Annotated in this window: 14 protein-coding genes; 10 read left to right on the top strand and 4 right to left on the bottom strand. The window is 72.3% G+C overall.

The window, feature by feature from the left end:
- Positions 1–7: 7 nt before the first annotated feature.
- The 7 genes from BCF44_RS43055 to BCF44_RS43085 all read left to right on the top strand — a co-directional run bounded on the left by BCF44_RS43055 (position 8) and on the right by BCF44_RS43085 (position 11,663).
- Positions 8–2,497: a winged helix-turn-helix domain-containing protein gene (locus BCF44_RS43055; RefSeq protein WP_147328861.1), complete on the top strand. Its 2,490-nt coding sequence runs from the start codon at positions 8–10 to the stop codon at positions 2,495–2,497.
- A gap of 96 nt (positions 2,498–2,593) precedes the next feature.
- The gene (locus BCF44_RS43060; RefSeq protein WP_116180351.1) at positions 2,594–4,024 is read left to right on the top strand and encodes an MFS transporter; all 1,431 of its coding nucleotides are present in this window, start codon (positions 2,594–2,596) and stop codon (positions 4,022–4,024) included.
- A gap of 69 nt (positions 4,025–4,093) precedes the next feature.
- Positions 4,094–6,784 carry an MGH1-like glycoside hydrolase domain-containing protein gene (locus tag BCF44_RS43065; RefSeq protein WP_116180279.1) on the top strand — a complete coding sequence of 897 codons (2,691 nt, stop codon included), beginning with the start codon at positions 4,094–4,096 and terminating at the stop codon, positions 6,782–6,784.
- A complete protein-coding gene (locus BCF44_RS43070) occupies positions 6,781–8,283 on the top strand; it encodes an alpha-amylase family glycosyl hydrolase (RefSeq protein WP_116180280.1) in 1,503 nt (500 codons plus the stop codon). The genes BCF44_RS43065 and BCF44_RS43070 overlap by 4 nt, the downstream gene beginning before the upstream one ends.
- 138 nt (positions 8,284–8,421) lie before the next feature.
- The gene (locus tag BCF44_RS43075) at positions 8,422–9,183 is read left to right on the top strand and encodes a GAF and ANTAR domain-containing protein (RefSeq protein WP_116180281.1); all 762 of its coding nucleotides are present in this window, start codon (positions 8,422–8,424) and stop codon (positions 9,181–9,183) included.
- Between the two features lie 21 nt (positions 9,184–9,204).
- Positions 9,205–10,284 carry a GAF domain-containing protein gene (locus BCF44_RS43080; RefSeq protein WP_170218061.1) on the top strand — a complete coding sequence of 360 codons (1,080 nt, stop codon included), beginning with the start codon at positions 9,205–9,207 and terminating at the stop codon, positions 10,282–10,284.
- Positions 10,281–11,663: a DUF7125 family protein gene (locus BCF44_RS43085; RefSeq protein WP_116180283.1), complete on the top strand. Its 1,383-nt coding sequence runs from the start codon at positions 10,281–10,283 to the stop codon at positions 11,661–11,663. The genes BCF44_RS43080 and BCF44_RS43085 overlap by 4 nt, the downstream gene beginning before the upstream one ends.
- Before the next feature lie 160 nt (positions 11,664–11,823).
- Here the strand turns inward: BCF44_RS43085 and BCF44_RS43090 are convergent, their stop codons facing one another.
- Complete coding sequence (locus BCF44_RS43090) at positions 11,824–12,012, bottom strand: hypothetical protein (RefSeq protein WP_116180284.1); 189 nt, start codon at positions 12,010–12,012, stop codon at positions 11,824–11,826.
- Positions 12,013–12,084: 72 nt separating this feature from the next.
- Between BCF44_RS43090 and BCF44_RS43095 the strand changes: the two genes are divergently transcribed.
- On the top strand, positions 12,085–12,387 hold the full coding sequence (locus tag BCF44_RS43095) for a hypothetical protein (protein ID WP_116180285.1): 303 nt from the start codon (positions 12,085–12,087) through the stop codon (positions 12,385–12,387).
- 23 nt (positions 12,388–12,410) lie between these two features.
- Here the strand turns inward: BCF44_RS43095 and BCF44_RS43100 are convergent, their stop codons facing one another.
- Together BCF44_RS43100 and BCF44_RS43105 are read right to left on the bottom strand one after the other, a co-directional pair.
- Positions 12,411–12,803 carry a hypothetical protein gene (locus BCF44_RS43100; protein ID WP_116180286.1) on the bottom strand — a complete coding sequence of 131 codons (393 nt, stop codon included), beginning with the start codon at positions 12,801–12,803 and terminating at the stop codon, positions 12,411–12,413.
- Entirely contained in the window at positions 12,803–14,161 is a 1,359-nt protein-coding gene (locus BCF44_RS43105) for a TIGR01777 family oxidoreductase (RefSeq protein WP_116180287.1), read from the bottom strand. Before BCF44_RS43105 ends, BCF44_RS43100 begins: the two co-directional genes overlap by 1 nt.
- Positions 14,162–14,248: 87 nt before the next feature.
- Here BCF44_RS43105 and BCF44_RS43110 point away from each other — a divergent pair, with 87 nt between their 5' ends.
- The gene (locus tag BCF44_RS43110) at positions 14,249–15,730 is read left to right on the top strand and encodes a cryptochrome/photolyase family protein (RefSeq protein WP_116180288.1); all 1,482 of its coding nucleotides are present in this window, start codon (positions 14,249–14,251) and stop codon (positions 15,728–15,730) included.
- 27 nt (positions 15,731–15,757) lie between these two features.
- Here the strand turns inward: BCF44_RS43110 and BCF44_RS43115 are convergent, their stop codons facing one another.
- Entirely contained in the window at positions 15,758–16,243 is a 486-nt protein-coding gene (locus BCF44_RS43115) for a TspO/MBR family protein (protein ID WP_116180289.1), read from the bottom strand.
- Between the two features lie 83 nt (positions 16,244–16,326).
- On the opposite strand from BCF44_RS43115, the gene BCF44_RS43120 reads away from it, so the two are divergent.
- The gene (locus BCF44_RS43120) at positions 16,327–16,629 is read left to right on the top strand and encodes a WhiB family transcriptional regulator (RefSeq protein WP_116180352.1); all 303 of its coding nucleotides are present in this window, start codon (positions 16,327–16,329) and stop codon (positions 16,627–16,629) included.
- Positions 16,630–16,741: the final 112 nt, after the last annotated feature.

Raw genomic sequence — 16,741 nt, forward strand, 5'->3', positions numbered from 1 at the left:
ACTTGAGGTGCGTGCCGATACTGCCGCTGCGTATGCCGTGATTCCCGGCGGTGAGCCGCTGATGCCGGCGAAACTGCGGGTCGCCGAGATCCGGACGCGGGTGGTGCTGCGGCAGCGGCTGCTCGACCGGCTGTACGAGGGAACCCGAGGGCCGCTCACCCTGGTCACGGCGTCGGCCGGGGCGGGCAAGACCGTGCTGGCCAGCTCCTGGGTGTCGGCGGGACGGGTGCCCGGCCGGGTGGCCTGGATCAGCCTGGAGTGCGGCGACGACCAGCCCGGCGTCTTCTGGACGTACGTGCTCGAGGGGTTGGCGCGCAGCGGCGTCCCGCTGCCCGCCCTCAGGCCGCCCGCCCGGTCGGACACCACCGGCAGGTCGCTGCTGACCAGGCTGGCCGCCTGGCTGTCCGACCAGGACGAACCGTCCGTGCTCGTGCTGGACAACGTGGAGGTGCTCGGCTCCTCGGTGCTCGACGGCGTCGACTTCCTGCTCCGGCACGCCAGCCCGCAGCTGCGGCTGGTGGCGATCGGCCGGACCGCCCCGCCGCTGCCGCTGCACCGGTACCGCCTCGCCGGCTGGCTCACCGAGGTCCAGCTCGACGAGCTGGCGTTCACCGAGGACGAGGCGGAGTCCATGATGGCCGAGCACGGCGCGCGGGTGGGGCCGGAGGCCGTGCGGATCCTGGTCCGCCGCACGGAGGGATGGGCTGCCGGGCTGCGGATGGCGGCGATGTCGTTGCAGGACCGGGACCCCCACGAGAGCGAGGAGATCGTCCGGCGGTTCGGCGGCGGCCGGCAGGACGTCGCCGAGTACTTCCTGGCCGAGGTGTTCGACGCGCAACCGCCCGGTGTACGCGAGTTCCTCCTGCGCACCAGCGTGGCGGACCTCCTGCCGACCGCGCTGGCCGACGAGCTCAGCGGCCGCGACGACAGTGCGCGGCTCCTGCACGATCTGGTGCAGGCCAACGTCTTCGTCCTGCCGGCCGACGACGGCGCGGTCCGCTACCACAGCCTGTACCGGGACCTGCTGCGGGCGCAGCTCGGCCGCCGACCGGCCGAGGAGGTCGTCCGCCTGCACCAGACGGCGGCACGGTGGCTGATGGCGGACGGACAGACCGCCGCCGCGGCGATTCACGCCGCCGCGGCCGGCGAGTGGGGGCATGCGGCCACCCTCGCGATCGACGGTCTCGCCGTCGGCGGTGTGCTGGCCGGCACCGACGACGACCTGACGGAGGCCCTCGCCGGCATACCCGACGAGGTCGGCGGTCCGCATGGTTCGGTGCTGCGAGCCGCGCTCGCGGTGGTGGCCGGCGATCGCGGTGGCGCCGCCCCACACCTCGCCCAGGCCAGGCGGGTGATCGCCGGCAACCCGCCGACGCGCGAGAACCTGGCGGTCCGGATGGTGCTGGCCGCGGTCGAGGTGCTGTCGGCCGATGTGGACAGGGCGGCCGAGGCCGCCGTGTCGTTCGACGCGCTGGCCGCCGAAGCCGGGCCGCCGGCCGAGGATCTGTCGGCTCTCGTCCATGCCCGCGCCGGTGCGTCCCTGATGTGGGCCGGCGAGCTCGACAAGGCGGAGGACACGCTGCTCGCGGCGGCGCGGTCGGCGGAGGTCGCCGAACTCGGCCGCCTGCGGGCACATGTGCTCGGCCACTTGGCCCTGCTCAACGCCACACAGGGCCGGCTGCGTCGCGCCGGCGACCACGCCGGCGCGGCGGCCGAGGTCGCCGACGAGGTCGGCCTGTCCGGCGTGCGCCGGCCGGCCGCGATCGACGCCGCGCTGGCCTGGATCCACTTCAACCAGCACGACCTGCGCACCGCGCAGCGGCATGCGCGGGCCCGGCCCGAGCCGGACGATCCGGTGACCGCCGCGGCGTTGGCGGTGCTGCGCGACCGGGTGCTGCACAGCCGCGCGGACCGGGCGGCAGACCGGGCGGCTCCGGCCTGGCTCGTGGCCGCGGTCCGGCCGACCCGCGACGGGGTGGTCACCGTGCCGGTGGAGTCGTGGCTGCGCCGTGCCTCCACCGAACTCGACCGCGGACGCGACGATCTGGCCAGGCGGGCCCTCGGGCACGCGCTGCACCTGGCGGCGCCGGAGAGCCTTCGCCGGCCGATCGCCGAGGCCCCACCCCGGCTGCGGAGATTTCTGTCGCAGGACCAGGAGCTGCTCCACCAGCATCACTGGCTGGGCGGCGCCTTCGCCGTCGTGCCGACGATGCGCTCGGACGACGACAGCCGGCCGGCGGCGCTCGTCGAACCGCTCACCGAGCGCGAACACGAGGTGCTGGGCAACATGGCCGCGCTGCTGTCCACCGACGAGATCGCACAGGCGATGTTCGTGTCGGTCAACACGGTGAAGACGCACATCCGGAGCATCCTGCGCAAACTGTCGGTCAACCGGCGCAACGACGCCATCCGGCGCGCCCGCGAACTCGGCCTGCTCCGAACGGCGGCCGACGGGGCGCCGACGCCGGTCCACGAACCGCCCGACCTCTCGCGGTGACCCGGTCGCCTCGGGCGGATGAGGACGACCGGCCGCCGAGGCCGCAGCGTGGGCCGCGACCGGACCTCCGCAGTGCCGACCCTCGAGGTGATGGCGATGACACGCACCGGCTCGGCCACGCTCGTGCTGCCGCTGGCGCTCGCCCAGTTCGTCGCCAGCTTCGCCGCGACGACCATGAACGTGGCCATCAGCGCGATCGCGGTGGACATCGGCACGACCGTCATCGGCGTGCAGACCACGATCACCCTGTTCACGCTGACCATGGCGGCCCTGATGATTCCCGGCAGCAAGCTGACCGACATCTGGGGCCGCAAGGTCTGCTTCCTCGTCGGGCTGGTGGTCTACGGCGTCGGCGCGGTGCTCGCGTCGCTGGCCACCGGGCTCGGCGTGATGGTGCTGGGCTACTCGGTGCTGGAGGGCGTCGGCTCGGCGCTGATGATCCCGCCGATCTACATCCTGATCACGGTGTCGTTCGACGACGTGGCGGCCCGGGCGCGGAACTTCGGCGTGGTCAGCGGCGCGGGCGGCCTCGGCGCGGCGGCCGGCCCGCTGATCGGCGGCGTGGTCACCAGCGCGCTGAGCTGGCGCGCGTCGTTCCTGCTCCAGGCTCTGCTGGTGCTGTCGATCATCGTGCTGGCCCGGCGGGTCGCCGATCCGCCCCGACCCGAGCCACGTCCGGGGTTCGACCTGCTCGGCGCCGCGCTGTGCGCGCTCGGGCTGTTCCTGGTGGTGTTCGGCATCCTGCGGACGGGTACCTACGGCTGGTTGGTCGCCCGCGTGGACTTCCGCGTCGCCGGCGCCGTCCTCGTCCCGGCCGGCGGGCCGTCACCGGTCTGGATCTCCATCGGCGCCGGCGTCGTCACGCTGGCCCTGCTCGTCCTGCACCTGCGCGCCCGGGAGCGAGCCGGCCGCGATCCGCTGTTCTCGGTGGCGCTGTTCCGTGGCCGCACCACGTGCCTCGGGCTGACGACCCAGCTTCTGCAGTGGCTGGTGCTCCAGGGGGCGTTTTTCGTGATCTCCGTCTACCTCCAGCAGGTCCGCGGGTTCGACGCCATCGGCACCGGACTGATGCTGCTGCCGGCGACGGTGGGCATCCTGCTGTCCTCCGGCGCGGCCGGCCGGCTCGCCCGCCGCCACACCCAGCGGTGGCTGATCTGCGGCGGCTTCGTGCTCACCGTCGTCGGCGTGGGCCTGTTGCTGGCCCTGGTCCGGGAGGACTCCGGCGTGCTCAGCTTCGTTCCCGGCCTGTTCCTGATCGGGGCCGGCATCGGGGTGATGCTGACGGCGTCGGTGAACCTCGTGCAGTCCGGCTCACCCCTGGAGCTCCAGGGCGACATCTCGGGGATCTCCCGTGCCGTGTCCAACCTGGGGTCCTCGGTCGGGACCGCGCTCGTCGGTTCGGTTCTGGTGGGCGCCGCGCGCCCCGGCGGCGGTTCGTTCGCGCTCGCCCTCGCCACCCTGGGCGTCGTCGCGGTGCTCGGGCTCGTGGTCGCCGTCCTGTTGCCCGGAACCACCCAGCCGGGATGACGTCGCGCGCGGCAGCCGCGCACATGCTTGCGGCGCAACCGAACCGGCTCGAGTGGAGGTGGGTACACCATGCCCGACACGGAGCGAGAGCGGCTCGCCGATGCCGACGCCGGAGCGGCCTGGCGGCGCTGGGGGCCGTATCTCAGCGAGCGGCAGTGGGGCACGGTGCGCGAGGACATCGGTGACGGTCCCTGGTCGTCGTTCACACACGAACAATCGCGCTACCGCGCCTACCGTTGGGGCGAGGACGGCCTGGCCGGCATCTGCGACGACCGTCAGCGGCTGTGCCTGGCGCTGGCTCTGTGGAACGGCGCCGACCCGATGCTCAAGGAGCGGCTGTTCGGGCTCACCAACGCCGAGGGCAACCACGGCGAGGACGTCAAGGAGTGCTACTTCTACCTGGACGCGACTCCGACGTCGTCCTACCTGAAGATGCTCTACAAGTACCCGCAGGCCCCGTTCCCCTATGCGGACCTGGTGGCCGTCAACGGCTCACGGGACCGGACGCAGCCCGAGTACGAACTGCTCGACACCGGAGTCTTCGACGGCGACCGGTACTTCGACGTCGAGGTGGAGTACGCCAAGGCGGCGCCGGAGGACGTGCTCATGCGGGTCACCGCGCACAACCGCGGACCGGACGACGCCGAGCTGCACGTGCTGCCCACGCTGTGGTTCCGGCACACCTGGTCCTGGGCCGGCGGCGACGAGCGGCCGGTGCTGCGCGTGGCGAACGAGCTGACCGGCGTCAGCGCGGTCCGCGCGGACCACCTCCAGCTGGGCACCAGGTGGTGCTACACGGACCGGGTGGTGCCGGTGCTGGTGACCGGGAACGAGACCGACAACGAGCGCGTCTTCGGGTCCCCGAACGACACCCCGTACGTCAAGGACGGCATCGACCGCGCGGTGGTGCACGGGGACCGGGACGCGGTGGACCCGACCGGGGTGGGCACGAAGGCGGCCATGCACCACGCGCTGGTGGTGCGCGCGGGGGAGAGCGTGACCGTGCGGGTCCGGCTGACCGACGCCGAGCCCGTCCGGCCGGGCGACGGCGGCGATCCGTTCGGCGACTTCGACCACGTCATGGGCCGGCGCCGCGACGAGGCCGACGAGTTCTACGGCGCGCTGACCGAACAGCCGACCGACGACGAGCGGCTCGTCGTCCGGCAGGCGCTGGCGGGCATGCTCTGGTCGAAGCAGTACTACGCGCTGGACATGGAGCGATGGCTGGTGGAGCGCGGCGCCGACCCGCTCGCCGCCGATGTCCCGCTGCGCAACCGGGAATGGCGGCACCTGCTCGCCGAGGACGTGATCTCCATGCCGGACAAGTGGGAGTACCCCTGGTTCGCGGCGTGGGACCTGGCCTTCCACGCCGTCGCCATCGCCCCCGTCGACATGGCGTTCGCCAAGCACCAGCTGGACCTGCTGCTGGACCGGCGGTATCTGCATCCCAACGGCCAGCTGCCGGCGTACGAGTGGAACTTCGGCGACGTCAACCCGCCGGTGCACGCCTGGGCGACGCTGTTCGTGTACGAGTTGGACAGGGCCGCCACCGGCGTGGGCGACCGCCGCTTCCTGGAGAACGCGTTCCACAAGCTCACGCGCAACTTCGGCTGGTGGCTCAACCGCAAGGACGCCGACGACCGCAACATCTTCCAGGGCGGCTTCCTCGGGCTGGACAACATCGGCGTTTTCGACCGCAGCGCGCCGCTGCCGTCGGGCGGCCGCATCGACCAGGCCGACGGCACCGCGTGGATGGCGCTGTACTGCCAGAGCATGACGCGCATCGCCATCGAGCTCGCCGAGCATGATCCGGTGTACGTGGAACAGGCGCTCGCGATGCTGGAGAACTTCGCGTGGATCGCCGCCGCGACCAACCATGTCGGTCCGGACGCGACCAGTCTCTGGGACGAGGAGGACGGCTTCTTCTACGACGTCCTGCGCCGCCCGGACGGCACCTCGGTCCCGCTCCGGATCCGCTCGGTGGTGGGGCTGATGCCGCTCGCCGCGGCCACGGTCGTCAGCGCGGACGTGCGCACCCGCTTCCCGGAGCTGGTCGCCGGCGCCGCCGCGTTCCTGGACCGCCACCCGGCCGTGACGGCGGAGCTGTGGAGCCGTGGCCGGCAGGCCCGCGAGACCGGCCCGGCGCTGTTCGCGCTGTTCGACGAGCAGCGCCTGCGCCGGATCCTGTCGCGGATGCTGGACGAGGCGGAGTTCCTGAGTCCGCACGGCATCCGGTCGGTGTCGCGCTGGCACGCCGATCACCCGTACGTGCTGCGGGTGGACGGCCAGGAGCATCGCGTCGGCTATCTGCCCGCGGAGTCCGACAGCGGCATGTTCGGCGGCAACTCCAACTGGCGGGGGCCGGTGTGGTTCCCGGTGAACCTGATGCTCGTGCGGGCGCTGCTGAACCTGCACGCCTACCTCGGCGACGACTTCCGCGTGGAGTGCCCGACCGGGTCGGGCCGGCGGCTGAACCTCTACGAGGTGGCACAGGAGATCAGCGACCGGCTGGTCGGCATCTTCCGCGCGGACGCCGACGGTCATCGCCCCGTGCACGGGGGCCAGGCCGTGCTCCAGGACGACCCGCTCTGGCGTGACCTGCCGCTGTTCTACGAGTACTTCCACGGCGACAACGGCGCCGGTCTCGGCGCCAGCCACCAGACCGGCTGGACCGGCGCGGTCGCTCTGCTGCCGCTGCTGTTCCGCGGCGCGCTGGCGCCCGCCGGGCCGGGCGGCCGGCTCGCGGGGGTGGGCCGATGAACGGGTGGCCGACCCAGCCGGTGATCTACGAGGTCAACACCGCGGTGTGGCTGGACGAGCTCTCGCGCAACGCCGGTCGCCGCACGACCCTGGCCGACGTGTCCGCGCGCGACTGGGACGCGATCACCCTGCCCGGCATCGACGCGGTCTGGCTGATGGGCGTCTGGCGGCGCAGCCCGGCCGGTCTCGCCCTGGCCGACGCGGATCCCGAGCTGCGCCGGACGTTCCGGGCGGCGTTGCCGGACCTGCGCCCCACCGATGTGGTCGGCTCGCCGTACTGCGTCCGGGAATACGTGGTGGACGACGCCTTCGGCGGACCGGCCGAACTGGCGGTGGCCCGGTCCGTGCTGGCCGACCGCGGGGTTCGGCTGGTGCTGGACTACGTGCCCAACCACGTCGCCCCCGACCATCCGTGGGTGATGGACCGCCCGGACCTGTTCGTCCTGGGCGAGCCGCGCGACGTGCGGGCGCAGCCGCGGGGATGGCTGGAGATGTCCGGCCGGATCCTGGCCCGTGGCCGGGACCCGTACTTCCCGCCGTGGCCCGACGTCGTGCAGCTCAACGCGTACTCTCCCGCGCTGCGCGCCGCGACCGCCGACACCCTGGCCGACATCGCCGACCAGTGCGACGGCATCCGCTGCGACATGGCCATGCTCGTGACGAACCGGGTGTTCGGGACGACCTGGGGCGAGTGGGTGGGCCCGGCGCCGGCCGAGGAGTTCTGGCCCGCGGTCATCGGCCGGCTGCGCGACCGGCACCCGGACACCGTGCTCGTCGCCGAGACGTACTGGGACCTCGAACGCACCCTCCAGGAGCAGGGTTTCACGTTCTGCTATGACAAGCGGCTGCACGACCACGTCGTCGAGCAGGACCCGGCGGCCATGCGCGAAGCGCTGCGCGCCGACCGGGCCTACCAGTCGCGGCTGGTGCGGTTCCTGGAGAACCACGACGAGCCCAGGATCGTCGGCCGGCTGCCCGCGTCCGCGGAGCGCGCCGCGGCCGTCGCCATCGCGACGGTGCCGGGCGCGACGCTGTGGCACGAAGGACAGTTCGAGGGCCGCCGGGTGCGACCGTCGGTGTTCCTGTCGCGGCGCCCCGACGAACCCGTGGACTCCGGGCTCGTCGAGTGGCACGCCCGCCTGCTGGCCACCGTCGCGGGCCACCGCGTCCGCCGCGGCGTGTGGCGGCTGCTGGAACCGGTCGGCTGGCCCGACAACCAGTCCTGCCGCAACCTGCTCGCCTGGTGCTGGCTGTCCGCCGACGGCGCGCCGCGACACCTGGTGGTGATCAACTTCTCGGCGCGCCCGGCGCAGGCCCGGATCCCGCTGGACTGGCCGGACCTGCCCGGCCGTGGCTGGCGTCTGGCCGACCTGCTCGGCGACGCCGTGTTCGACCGGGACGGCGACGAGTTGGCCGACTCGGGCCTGTACGTCGCCCTGGTGCCCTGGCAGGTCCACCTGTTCTCCGTCGAGCCGACCGACGGCGTCGCACAGCCCTAGCGCCACGGCTCCCGACGTGACGAAAGCCGGGTCTGCGCACGGCATTTCGGCCCTGGCCGCATTCTTCGGCCGGACGTTAGCGTCGCTGGTCTCACTGAGCTGGACGAACATGGTCAAGGTGCTGGGGAGGCGGCGCGCGTGGTCATCGAGCAGGATCCGGAGAGCATCTACCAGGAGGCGTGCGCCCGCGCGGATGCCGAGGGCGTCCCGGTGTCGGTGCGTCATGTCGCCTCCGTGTGCCACGATCAGCTCGCCGCCCGCGGCGTCGGTGTGTACATCCTCGGCGACCTCGGCATGGTGGAACCCGCCTGCGCGACCACCGAGATCGTCGAGCAGATGGTCGAACTCCAGATCACCCTCGGCGAGGGACCGGCCGTCACGGCCATGGCGGACGGCGAGCCGGTGCTGGCCGCGGACCTGTCGCACCGGCGGCACCTCGCGCGCTGGCCGGTGTTCGGCCCGGCCGCGGCGGCCGTGTCCCTGTCCGCGATCTTCGCTTTCCCCCTGCTGATGGGCCAGATCACGGTCGGCGCGCTGGAGGTCTACCGGACGGGCGTGCTCCCGCTGTCCGGTGACGAGCTGGAGGTGGCCCTCGCCTTCGCCGAGGTGATGACCAGCCAGTTGATCGACCAGGTGGCCGAGGTCGGAGCGCCGGACATGGAGACGTTCGCGGTCGAGGGGTTGCACGGTCGCTGGCAGACGGTGCACCAGGCGACGGGCATGGTGAGCGTGCAGCTGCGCTGCACGCTCACCGAGGCGTTGCTCCGGCTGCGCGGCCAGGCGTACGCCACCGGCCGACGGCTGTCCGATGTCGCTGAGGACGTCATCGGGGGCCTGCTGAGACTTCGACGCGATGACTCGCCGGGCATTCCCGAAGAGGGCGATGATGCATACGAGTAGCAGTCACAGGAGGTGGGCGCCTTGGCACCGCGAGGAAACTCGACGCTGACGCGATTGGCCCGGACACTGGCGTCACGGGGTTGTGCGCTCGACGCCGCCTGCCTGCTCACCGAAGCATGTGTGGAACTGGCGGGCGTCGATGCCGCCGGGGTGTTGGTCACCGCCGGCCCGGCCCGTCCTCGCGTGATCGCCGCGACCGACTCCGGGCTGTTCGATGCCTTCCACGCCGTTCAGGCCGATCTCGACCTCCGGACCACCACGGAGGAACCGGGCGAGCCGGCGACGGTGTACGCGGCCCCCGCGACGCGGATTGGCCAATGGCCGCGATTGGCACGGTTCGCCGCCGCACACGGGATCCGGGCCCTGTGCACTGTACCGATGCGGGCCTTCGGCGTTCCCGTCGGGACTCTCGTGCTGGTGTGCCGCCGCGCGCCGGTGCTGACGGCCGCCGAACTCGACGCCGCACACGGGTGGGCGGTGATCGCCGCGGCGGGCATGCTGGCCGACGCTGCCGCCGACGCCCTTCCCAACACGGCCTCGCCCCTCACGCAGTACGGCGCGTTCCACGATCAGATCACCGTGTGGCAGGCGGCAGGTGCACTGGCCGCCAGACGCGGCGTGGACATCCCCACCGCGTCAGCCGCGCTCCGCCGGCACGCCGTGGACGACAGCCAGCCCTTGGCGCGCAGCGCGCGGGAGGTCCTGGCGTGGACGCCGGAAGCGCGCGACGCCTTCTCCGGCGACGACCGCGACGCTCGGGTGGCGGTGGTCGAGGCCGACCCCTTCGTCAGCAAGTGTCTGGCCGGCATGCTGCGCGAGGAGGGCTTCGAGGTCATCACCGCCGCGACGGTGCACGACGCGCGGGGCCAGCGGGCGAACCCGCCCCCCGTGGCGGTCATCGACCAGCTCCTGCCCGGCGCGGTCGAGTTCGGGCGCGACCTGGCCGCCGGCGGAACCCGGGTGATAACGATGTCCGCCGTGCCGGCCGGTCAGCCGCCGCCCGGGGCCGCCGTCCTGCTGCACAGGCCGATCCCGCCCGCCCGCGTCGTGGCGGCCGTCCGCCGCCTGCACCCGGCCGCGCGGGAGCAGGTGCCAGCATGAGCGGGCGGCTGCCCAGTGGCTGCCCTCGGCTGGACACGATCCTGGGCGGCGGCCTGGTCGATCCGTCGATCACGCTCCTGGCCGGGTCGCCCGGCACCGGCAAGACCGTGCTCGCCCAGCAGTACGCGTTCGCCAACGGCCGCCCCGACGCCCCCGTGGTCTACCTGAGCACCCTCACCGAACCGCTGGCCAAGATCACGCAGTTCGTGCAGGGACTGGCCTTCTGCGAGCCGGACCGGATCGGCGTGGACGTCGTGTTCGAGGACCTCGGCGACGTGGTGCTCAACGGGGGTCTGCCGGCGGGACTGGAGCGGATCACCGAGATCATCACCCGCACGTCGTGCGGGATGCTGGTCATCGACAGCGTCCGGGCGCTGCGGTTCGCCGCGCGCGACGCGAATGAGTACGCCCGCTTCCTGTGCGAGCTGGCCGGCCGCCTGAGCGCCCTGGCCACCTGCACGGTGTGGTTGGCCGAGTACGCCACGGCCGAACTGGCGACGTCGCCGGAGTACGCCATCGCCGACAGCACCGTCGTGCTGTCCACCCAGACCACCGGTCAACGAACCAACCGGGCCCTACAGGTGCTCAAGCACCGGGGGAGCACGTGCCTGTCCGGCTGGCACGCCTATCGTGTCACCGCGGACGGCCTGGCTGCCTTCCCCCGCTTGAGCGACGTCAAGTCGGTGGCTCAGCCGCGCGACGCCGTGGGCCGGGTGAGCTCGGGCATACCGGCGCTGGACGAGATGCTCAACGACGGCTACTGGCCCGGTTCCAGCACGGTGGTGGCCGGTCCGTCGGGAGCCGGCAAGACGGTGTTGGGGCTGCAATTCGTGTACCGGGGCGCGGACCTGGGGCAGAAGTGCACCTTCACCACCCTGGAGGAGAACCACGTTCAGCTCGACCGGGCCATCCGCAGCCTGGGCTGGGATCCGAACAACGACAACGTCGCGCTGCGCTGCGAGTCCCCCAACGACATCTACATCGACCAGTGGTTCTACGAACTCGTCGACTTCCTGGAAGCCACGGGGTGCCGTCGGCTGGTCATCGACGGCGTCGGCGACCTCGCCGCCGCGTGCGAGGACGAGCGCCGGTTCGGCGAGTTCGTCCACTCACTGCTGAGCCGCTGCGCACAGGCCGGCATCAGCACGCTGCTCACGCTCGAAGTGCCGGACCTGTTCGGTCAGTCCCGGCTGACACAGCTGGGGACGTCCCATCTGTCCGACAACCTGGTGCTGTTGCACTACGTCCGCAACGGGCCGACGCTGGAACGCGCGATGACCGTGTTGAAGTCCCGGGCGAACGAGAACCGGCCCGAGACCAGGAAGTTCGTGATCACCCGCGAGGGCATCGAGGTCGGCGAGCCGGTGAGTGGCTTCTGAGCGACGACGTCTCCGGGCGAGGCCGGCGCGACAGTGACGGCGGGCGCCTGCGGGCGGGACTCCTGCCCTGTCCGGTGACGAGGCAGGGTGATCATCGAATCGTGGGTAGCGTGCGACGCCGAAATCCGTTGTGGGGCACGGCGGCTCGGCGGGCGGATGACTACACGCCGGGCCCGGGGTCGTGATCGGGATGCAGGCGGCGCCCGGTCACCCGTTCGGGCCGGATGCGCACGAAGTGGTCCCGACGGCCCGGCGCCCACGGCTGGAGCCAGATTCCGGCCATGACGACCAGATCGTCGACCTCGTTGACGAAGCTGGCCCGGCCCACCACGATGATGGTCCAGCCCACGGCCCGACAACGCGTGGCTGTTCGACGCCCGCTGGGGCGTCGACGCGGCCCTGCCGGCGGCGGCGGGTCCTGGTGTCGCTGATCGAGGAGGCCGCGGACATCGTCGACACCATCGGCCTGATCAGGCTCACCAGCGCGGGGGTCAGCCTGATCGAAACGAAGATCACCACGGCCTCGTTCGCCAATGGCCGAGCCGTCGACCAGCTCACACTGCCGCCCGACACGGTGGTCGCCGCCGTCATCCACGACGGCGCGCTGACCGTGCCGCGCGGCGACTACTGCTTCCGCGCTGATGACGCCGTCCTCGTCATCACCGGTCATGCCACCGACAGCGACATCCACGACACCTTCCAGCGCGGGCCGGACGGCGACTGATCCAGCCGGGACGATCGGTCTCCTCAAGTGCGACTGCCACCGCCGCTGCCCGTTGCTCGGACGGTCAGCGCGCTGGCGGCGCACAACGCACCCCAGAGGCCGGCAACCGTGGCAGCCTTCTGCCGGGCCCGCCTGCTCGGCAACGTCAGACCGAGGCCGACGGCGTCGGCGAGGTCGCAACCGACGCGCACCGCGATCGCCAGCCGCAGTGCCGGTCCGGCCGGCGCGACGGCCATCGCCAGTCCGGACACGGCATCCCTGGCTCCGAGAGCCCGGCTCAACACCGCCACGCCATCGGAGAGGCGGCCGTCGGCGTCGACGAGTCCGCAGGGTTCGGCCAACAGCTGGGGTCGGGCGATCAGGCCGACGCCGTATGCTGCTGTCAGGGCACCGAGCAGTCGCGGTAGGAACGCCATCAGTGCCGGTCCTTCGCGGTGAGTTCGTGGCCGAGGACGTGCGCCAGCGCCTCGTGCACCGACGGGTGGCGGAAACGGTGGCCGGCCAGTTCCAGGCGATGGGGCACCACCCGTTGGCTGGCGGACGCCAACTCGACGGCGCCTTCCTCGCCGAGCAGCAGGCGCGGTCCGACCGACGGAACCGGCAGCAGTGCGGGCCGATGCAGCACGGCGGCCAGGGCCCTGGTGTAGTCGACGTTGCGAACCGGTTGGGGCGCAACGGCATTCACCGCGCCGGACAGGCCACTGTCGACGAGCGCCCGCAGGTACACGTCGAGCACGTCGTCGATGCCGATCCACGGCAGCCACTGCCGGCCGTCGCCCAGCCGGCCGCCGAGGCCGGCCGCGAACAACGGGAACAGCAGGCGGAGGGTGCCGCCACGCGGAGACTGCACGATGCCGGTTCGCACGGTGACGACCCTGATGCCGCCGTCCGCAGCCACCCGGGCAGCGTCCTCCCAGTCGGCGACGAGGTCGGCGAGAAAGCCCTCGCCTCGCGGACTCTTCTCGGTCAGCAGCTCGTCGCCGCGGTCGGCGCCGTAGATGCCGACCGCCGAGGCGCTGACGAACGACGCGGGCCGGTGCCGTCCGCGTACAGCCAGTTCTGCGAGTCGACGAGTCGGTTCGATCCGGCTGTCCCGCACGGCCGCCTTGTGCGCCGGGGTGAAGCGGCCCGCGATCGACGTCCCGGCGAGGTGCACGACGGCGTCCACGCCGGCCAGCAGTTCGGCATCGGGATCATCGGGCCGCCAATGCCGTTCGTCCGCCGTGCGCGGTGCGCGCCGGACCAGCCGGATCACCGTGTGCCCGCCGGTGCTGAGCAGCGCGGCCAGCTGCGAGCCGATCATGCCCCCGCTGCCGGTGATCGCGATGGTCATCGGGTCACCGCGGAGCTCGCGTGCCCATCGGTGCGCGGTCAGATCGCCGGCCAGTTGCCGGTGCCGGTAGGCGACCATGGACCGCAACGCGGCGCCCGGCACCGGGGTGTCGATCCGGTCGGTCACCCTCGTCGCCGAGTCGCCCGCGGCGGCGAACTCGTGGGTGTGCCGCCACGACAGCACGGTGCGCAGCGGCTGTGAGGCCAGCTCGTCGACGAACCGGTGCGGCGGGTCGTAGCCGTCCGGCTGGTGCGCGGCCAGCCACCGCAGTCCGCCCGGCAGCCCGAGCACCGCCCGGCCGTCCCGCAGCGACGAGGATTCCGCGATCACGCGCAGCGGCGCCCACGGCGGCGTCAGCCGCGGCATGGCTCCGGGCCGGCGGTGCCAGTCGAACACCTCGGCCAGCGGGAACTCGACGACGCTCGAATGCTTGATGCCCACGGGTTCCGACGCTACCGGGGGTTCGCCCGGCGCACATGACGACGGCTCCATCATGCGGCCGGCGGCCGGCGCTGCTTGGCTGGTGCGGTGAACTCCGACGACACGCCGCTGCTGCTGTTCGGCGACCAACTCGGCCCGCATTTCCGCGCCGGTCACGAGCAGCGCGGGATCGTGCTGGTCGAGTCGGCGGCCGCGCTGCGCAGAAGGCCCTACCACCGACAGAAACTGCACCTGGTGCTCTCCGGCCTCCGGCACGCTGCTGCCGAACTCGGCGACCGCGCGGTGCTGTTGCGGGCTGACACCTACCGGCGGGCGCTGCACGAGTTCGGCCGGCCGGTCCTGGTGCACGAGCCGGGCTCGCACGCCGCCGAGCGGCTGGTCGAGCGGATGCGTGCCGACGGCCTGGTGGCCGAGGTGCTGCCGACGCCGGCGTTCGCCCTGTCCCGCAAGGAGTTCGGCGAATGGGCCCGTGATCGGGACCGATTCCTGATGGAGGACTTCTATCGGGATCAGCGGCGGCGCTTCGGGATCCTGCTGGACGGGGGAGACCCGGCCGGCGGCCGGTGGAACTTCGACGCCGACAACCGGGAGTCCCCGCCCAAGGGCACGGCACGGCTGGATGTGGCCGAGCCCTGGTGGCCGGACGAGGACGACATCGACGCCGAGGTGCGACGGGACCTCGACCGGTGGTCGCTGCCCACGGTCGGCAAGGACGGGCCCAGGCGGTTCGCGGTGACCCGGGACGAGGCCGTGCGGGCGGCGCGGCACTTCGTGGACGAACGGCTGGGCCTGTTCGGGCCGTTCGAGGACGCGGTGCTGACCCGCGACTGGACGATGGCGCACTCGTTGTTGTCCGTGCCGCTCAACCACGGCCTGCTGCATCCGCTGGAGGTCGTCCGGGCCGCCGAGCGCGCCTACCGGGACAAGGGCCTGCCACTGTCCGGTGTGGAGGGTTTCGTGCGTCAAGTGCTGGGATGGCGCGAATACGTGTGGCACCTGTACTGGCACTTCGGCCCCGATTACCTCCGGCACAACGTGTTCGACGCGACGGCCGAGCTGCCCGTGTGGTGGACCGGGTTGCGACCGGGCCACGTCCGGGCGGCGTGTGTACGCACGGCGCTGGAGTCCGTGCGCGACCGGAGCTGGGTGCACCACATCCAGCGCCTGATGGTGCTGGGCAATCACGCCCTCCAGCGCGAGTACGATCCGCGCGCGCTCAACGACTGGTTCGCCACGGCCTTCGTGGACGGCACGCCGTGGGTCATGCCGGTCAACGTGATCGGCATGAGCCAGCACGCCGACGGCGGACTCATTGCCACGAAGCCGTACCTCAGCGGCGGCGCCTACCTCAACCGGATGACCGATCACTGCCGGGACTGCTGGTTCGACCCCAAGCGCCGCCGCGGCGAGCGGGCCTGTCCGTTCACCGCCGGCTACTGGGCCTGGTTGAGCCGTCACGAGGAACCCATGAGCCGCAACCATCGGATGGCGCGGGCAGTGCAGTCGCTGCGCCGGCTGGACGACGCCCCGGAGGTCGCCGCCCAGGAGGCCGAGCGCCAGCAGTTCTGACCACGACGACATCGGGATCGCCGCCACTCACGGGTTGAGCCGCCAGACGGCAAAGGTGAGTGCGGCCGCGAACGTCGTCCACGCCCAGTAGGGCAGCAGCAGGGCGGCGGCCGCGCGCTGGATCCGCGCGAACAGCACCACCGTCACGGCGATGGCCAGCCACAACGCCACGACCTCGGCGAATGCCGCCCCGAACTGCCGCAGGCCGAAGAAGATCGGCGTCCATGCGGCGTTGAGCGCCAGCTGCACGCCGTACGCGATCAGCGCCCCGCGTCCCCGACTCGCGCCGGCGCGTAGCCAGACCAGCCAGCCGGCCACTGCGATCGACGCGTAGAGCGCCGCCCACACGGGGCCGAAGACCCATGCCGGCGGCGCCCAGGAGGGCTGCGCCAGCCGCGCGTAGTCCTGGGCCGTGCGTGTGCTCGCGAGCGCACCGACCAGCGCCGCCAGCACCACCGCCAGGGCGAACACCGCGCCGGCGCCCGCCTGGCGGCGCACCGTGAGGACCGTCATCGTCGCCTCCCGACTTGAATCGATTTCGAATCGATTCTAGGCTTGCGATGTCCGGTCCGCCCGGTGAGCGACAGGAGACCGCCATGCCCGACGTGAGCCGACTGCCCCGTCCGGTCGCCGAGACCTGGGACTGGCAGCTCCGCGCCGCCTGCCGCGGCCAGGACAGCGCCGTGTTCTTCCATCCCGGCAACGAGCGGGGGTGCCACCGGGAGGAGCGCGAAAGCCGGGCCAAGCAGGTCTGCGCCCGCTGCCCCGTGCTCGATCGCTGTCGGGAGCACGCCCTCAGCGTGGAGGAGTCGTTCGGCATCTGGGGCGGCCTGACCGAGGTGGAACTCCGCTCTCTGATCACCCAGCGCCGTCGCGCCGGGCGTCGGCACACGCCATGACCGGCGCCGCGAGCGGACTCGTCGACCGAGCGAGCAGGCTGATCTGGGCTGTCCTGGTCGACGCCGGCCGATGCGATCTCGCCGACGTGGTGGCCGATCGCCTCGCCGGAAT

Origin of the sequence: Kutzneria buriramensis (genome assembly GCF_003387475.1) — a bacterium.
In the GTDB taxonomy this organism is placed as follows: Bacteria; Actinomycetota; Actinomycetes; order Mycobacteriales; family Pseudonocardiaceae; genus Kutzneria; species Kutzneria buriramensis.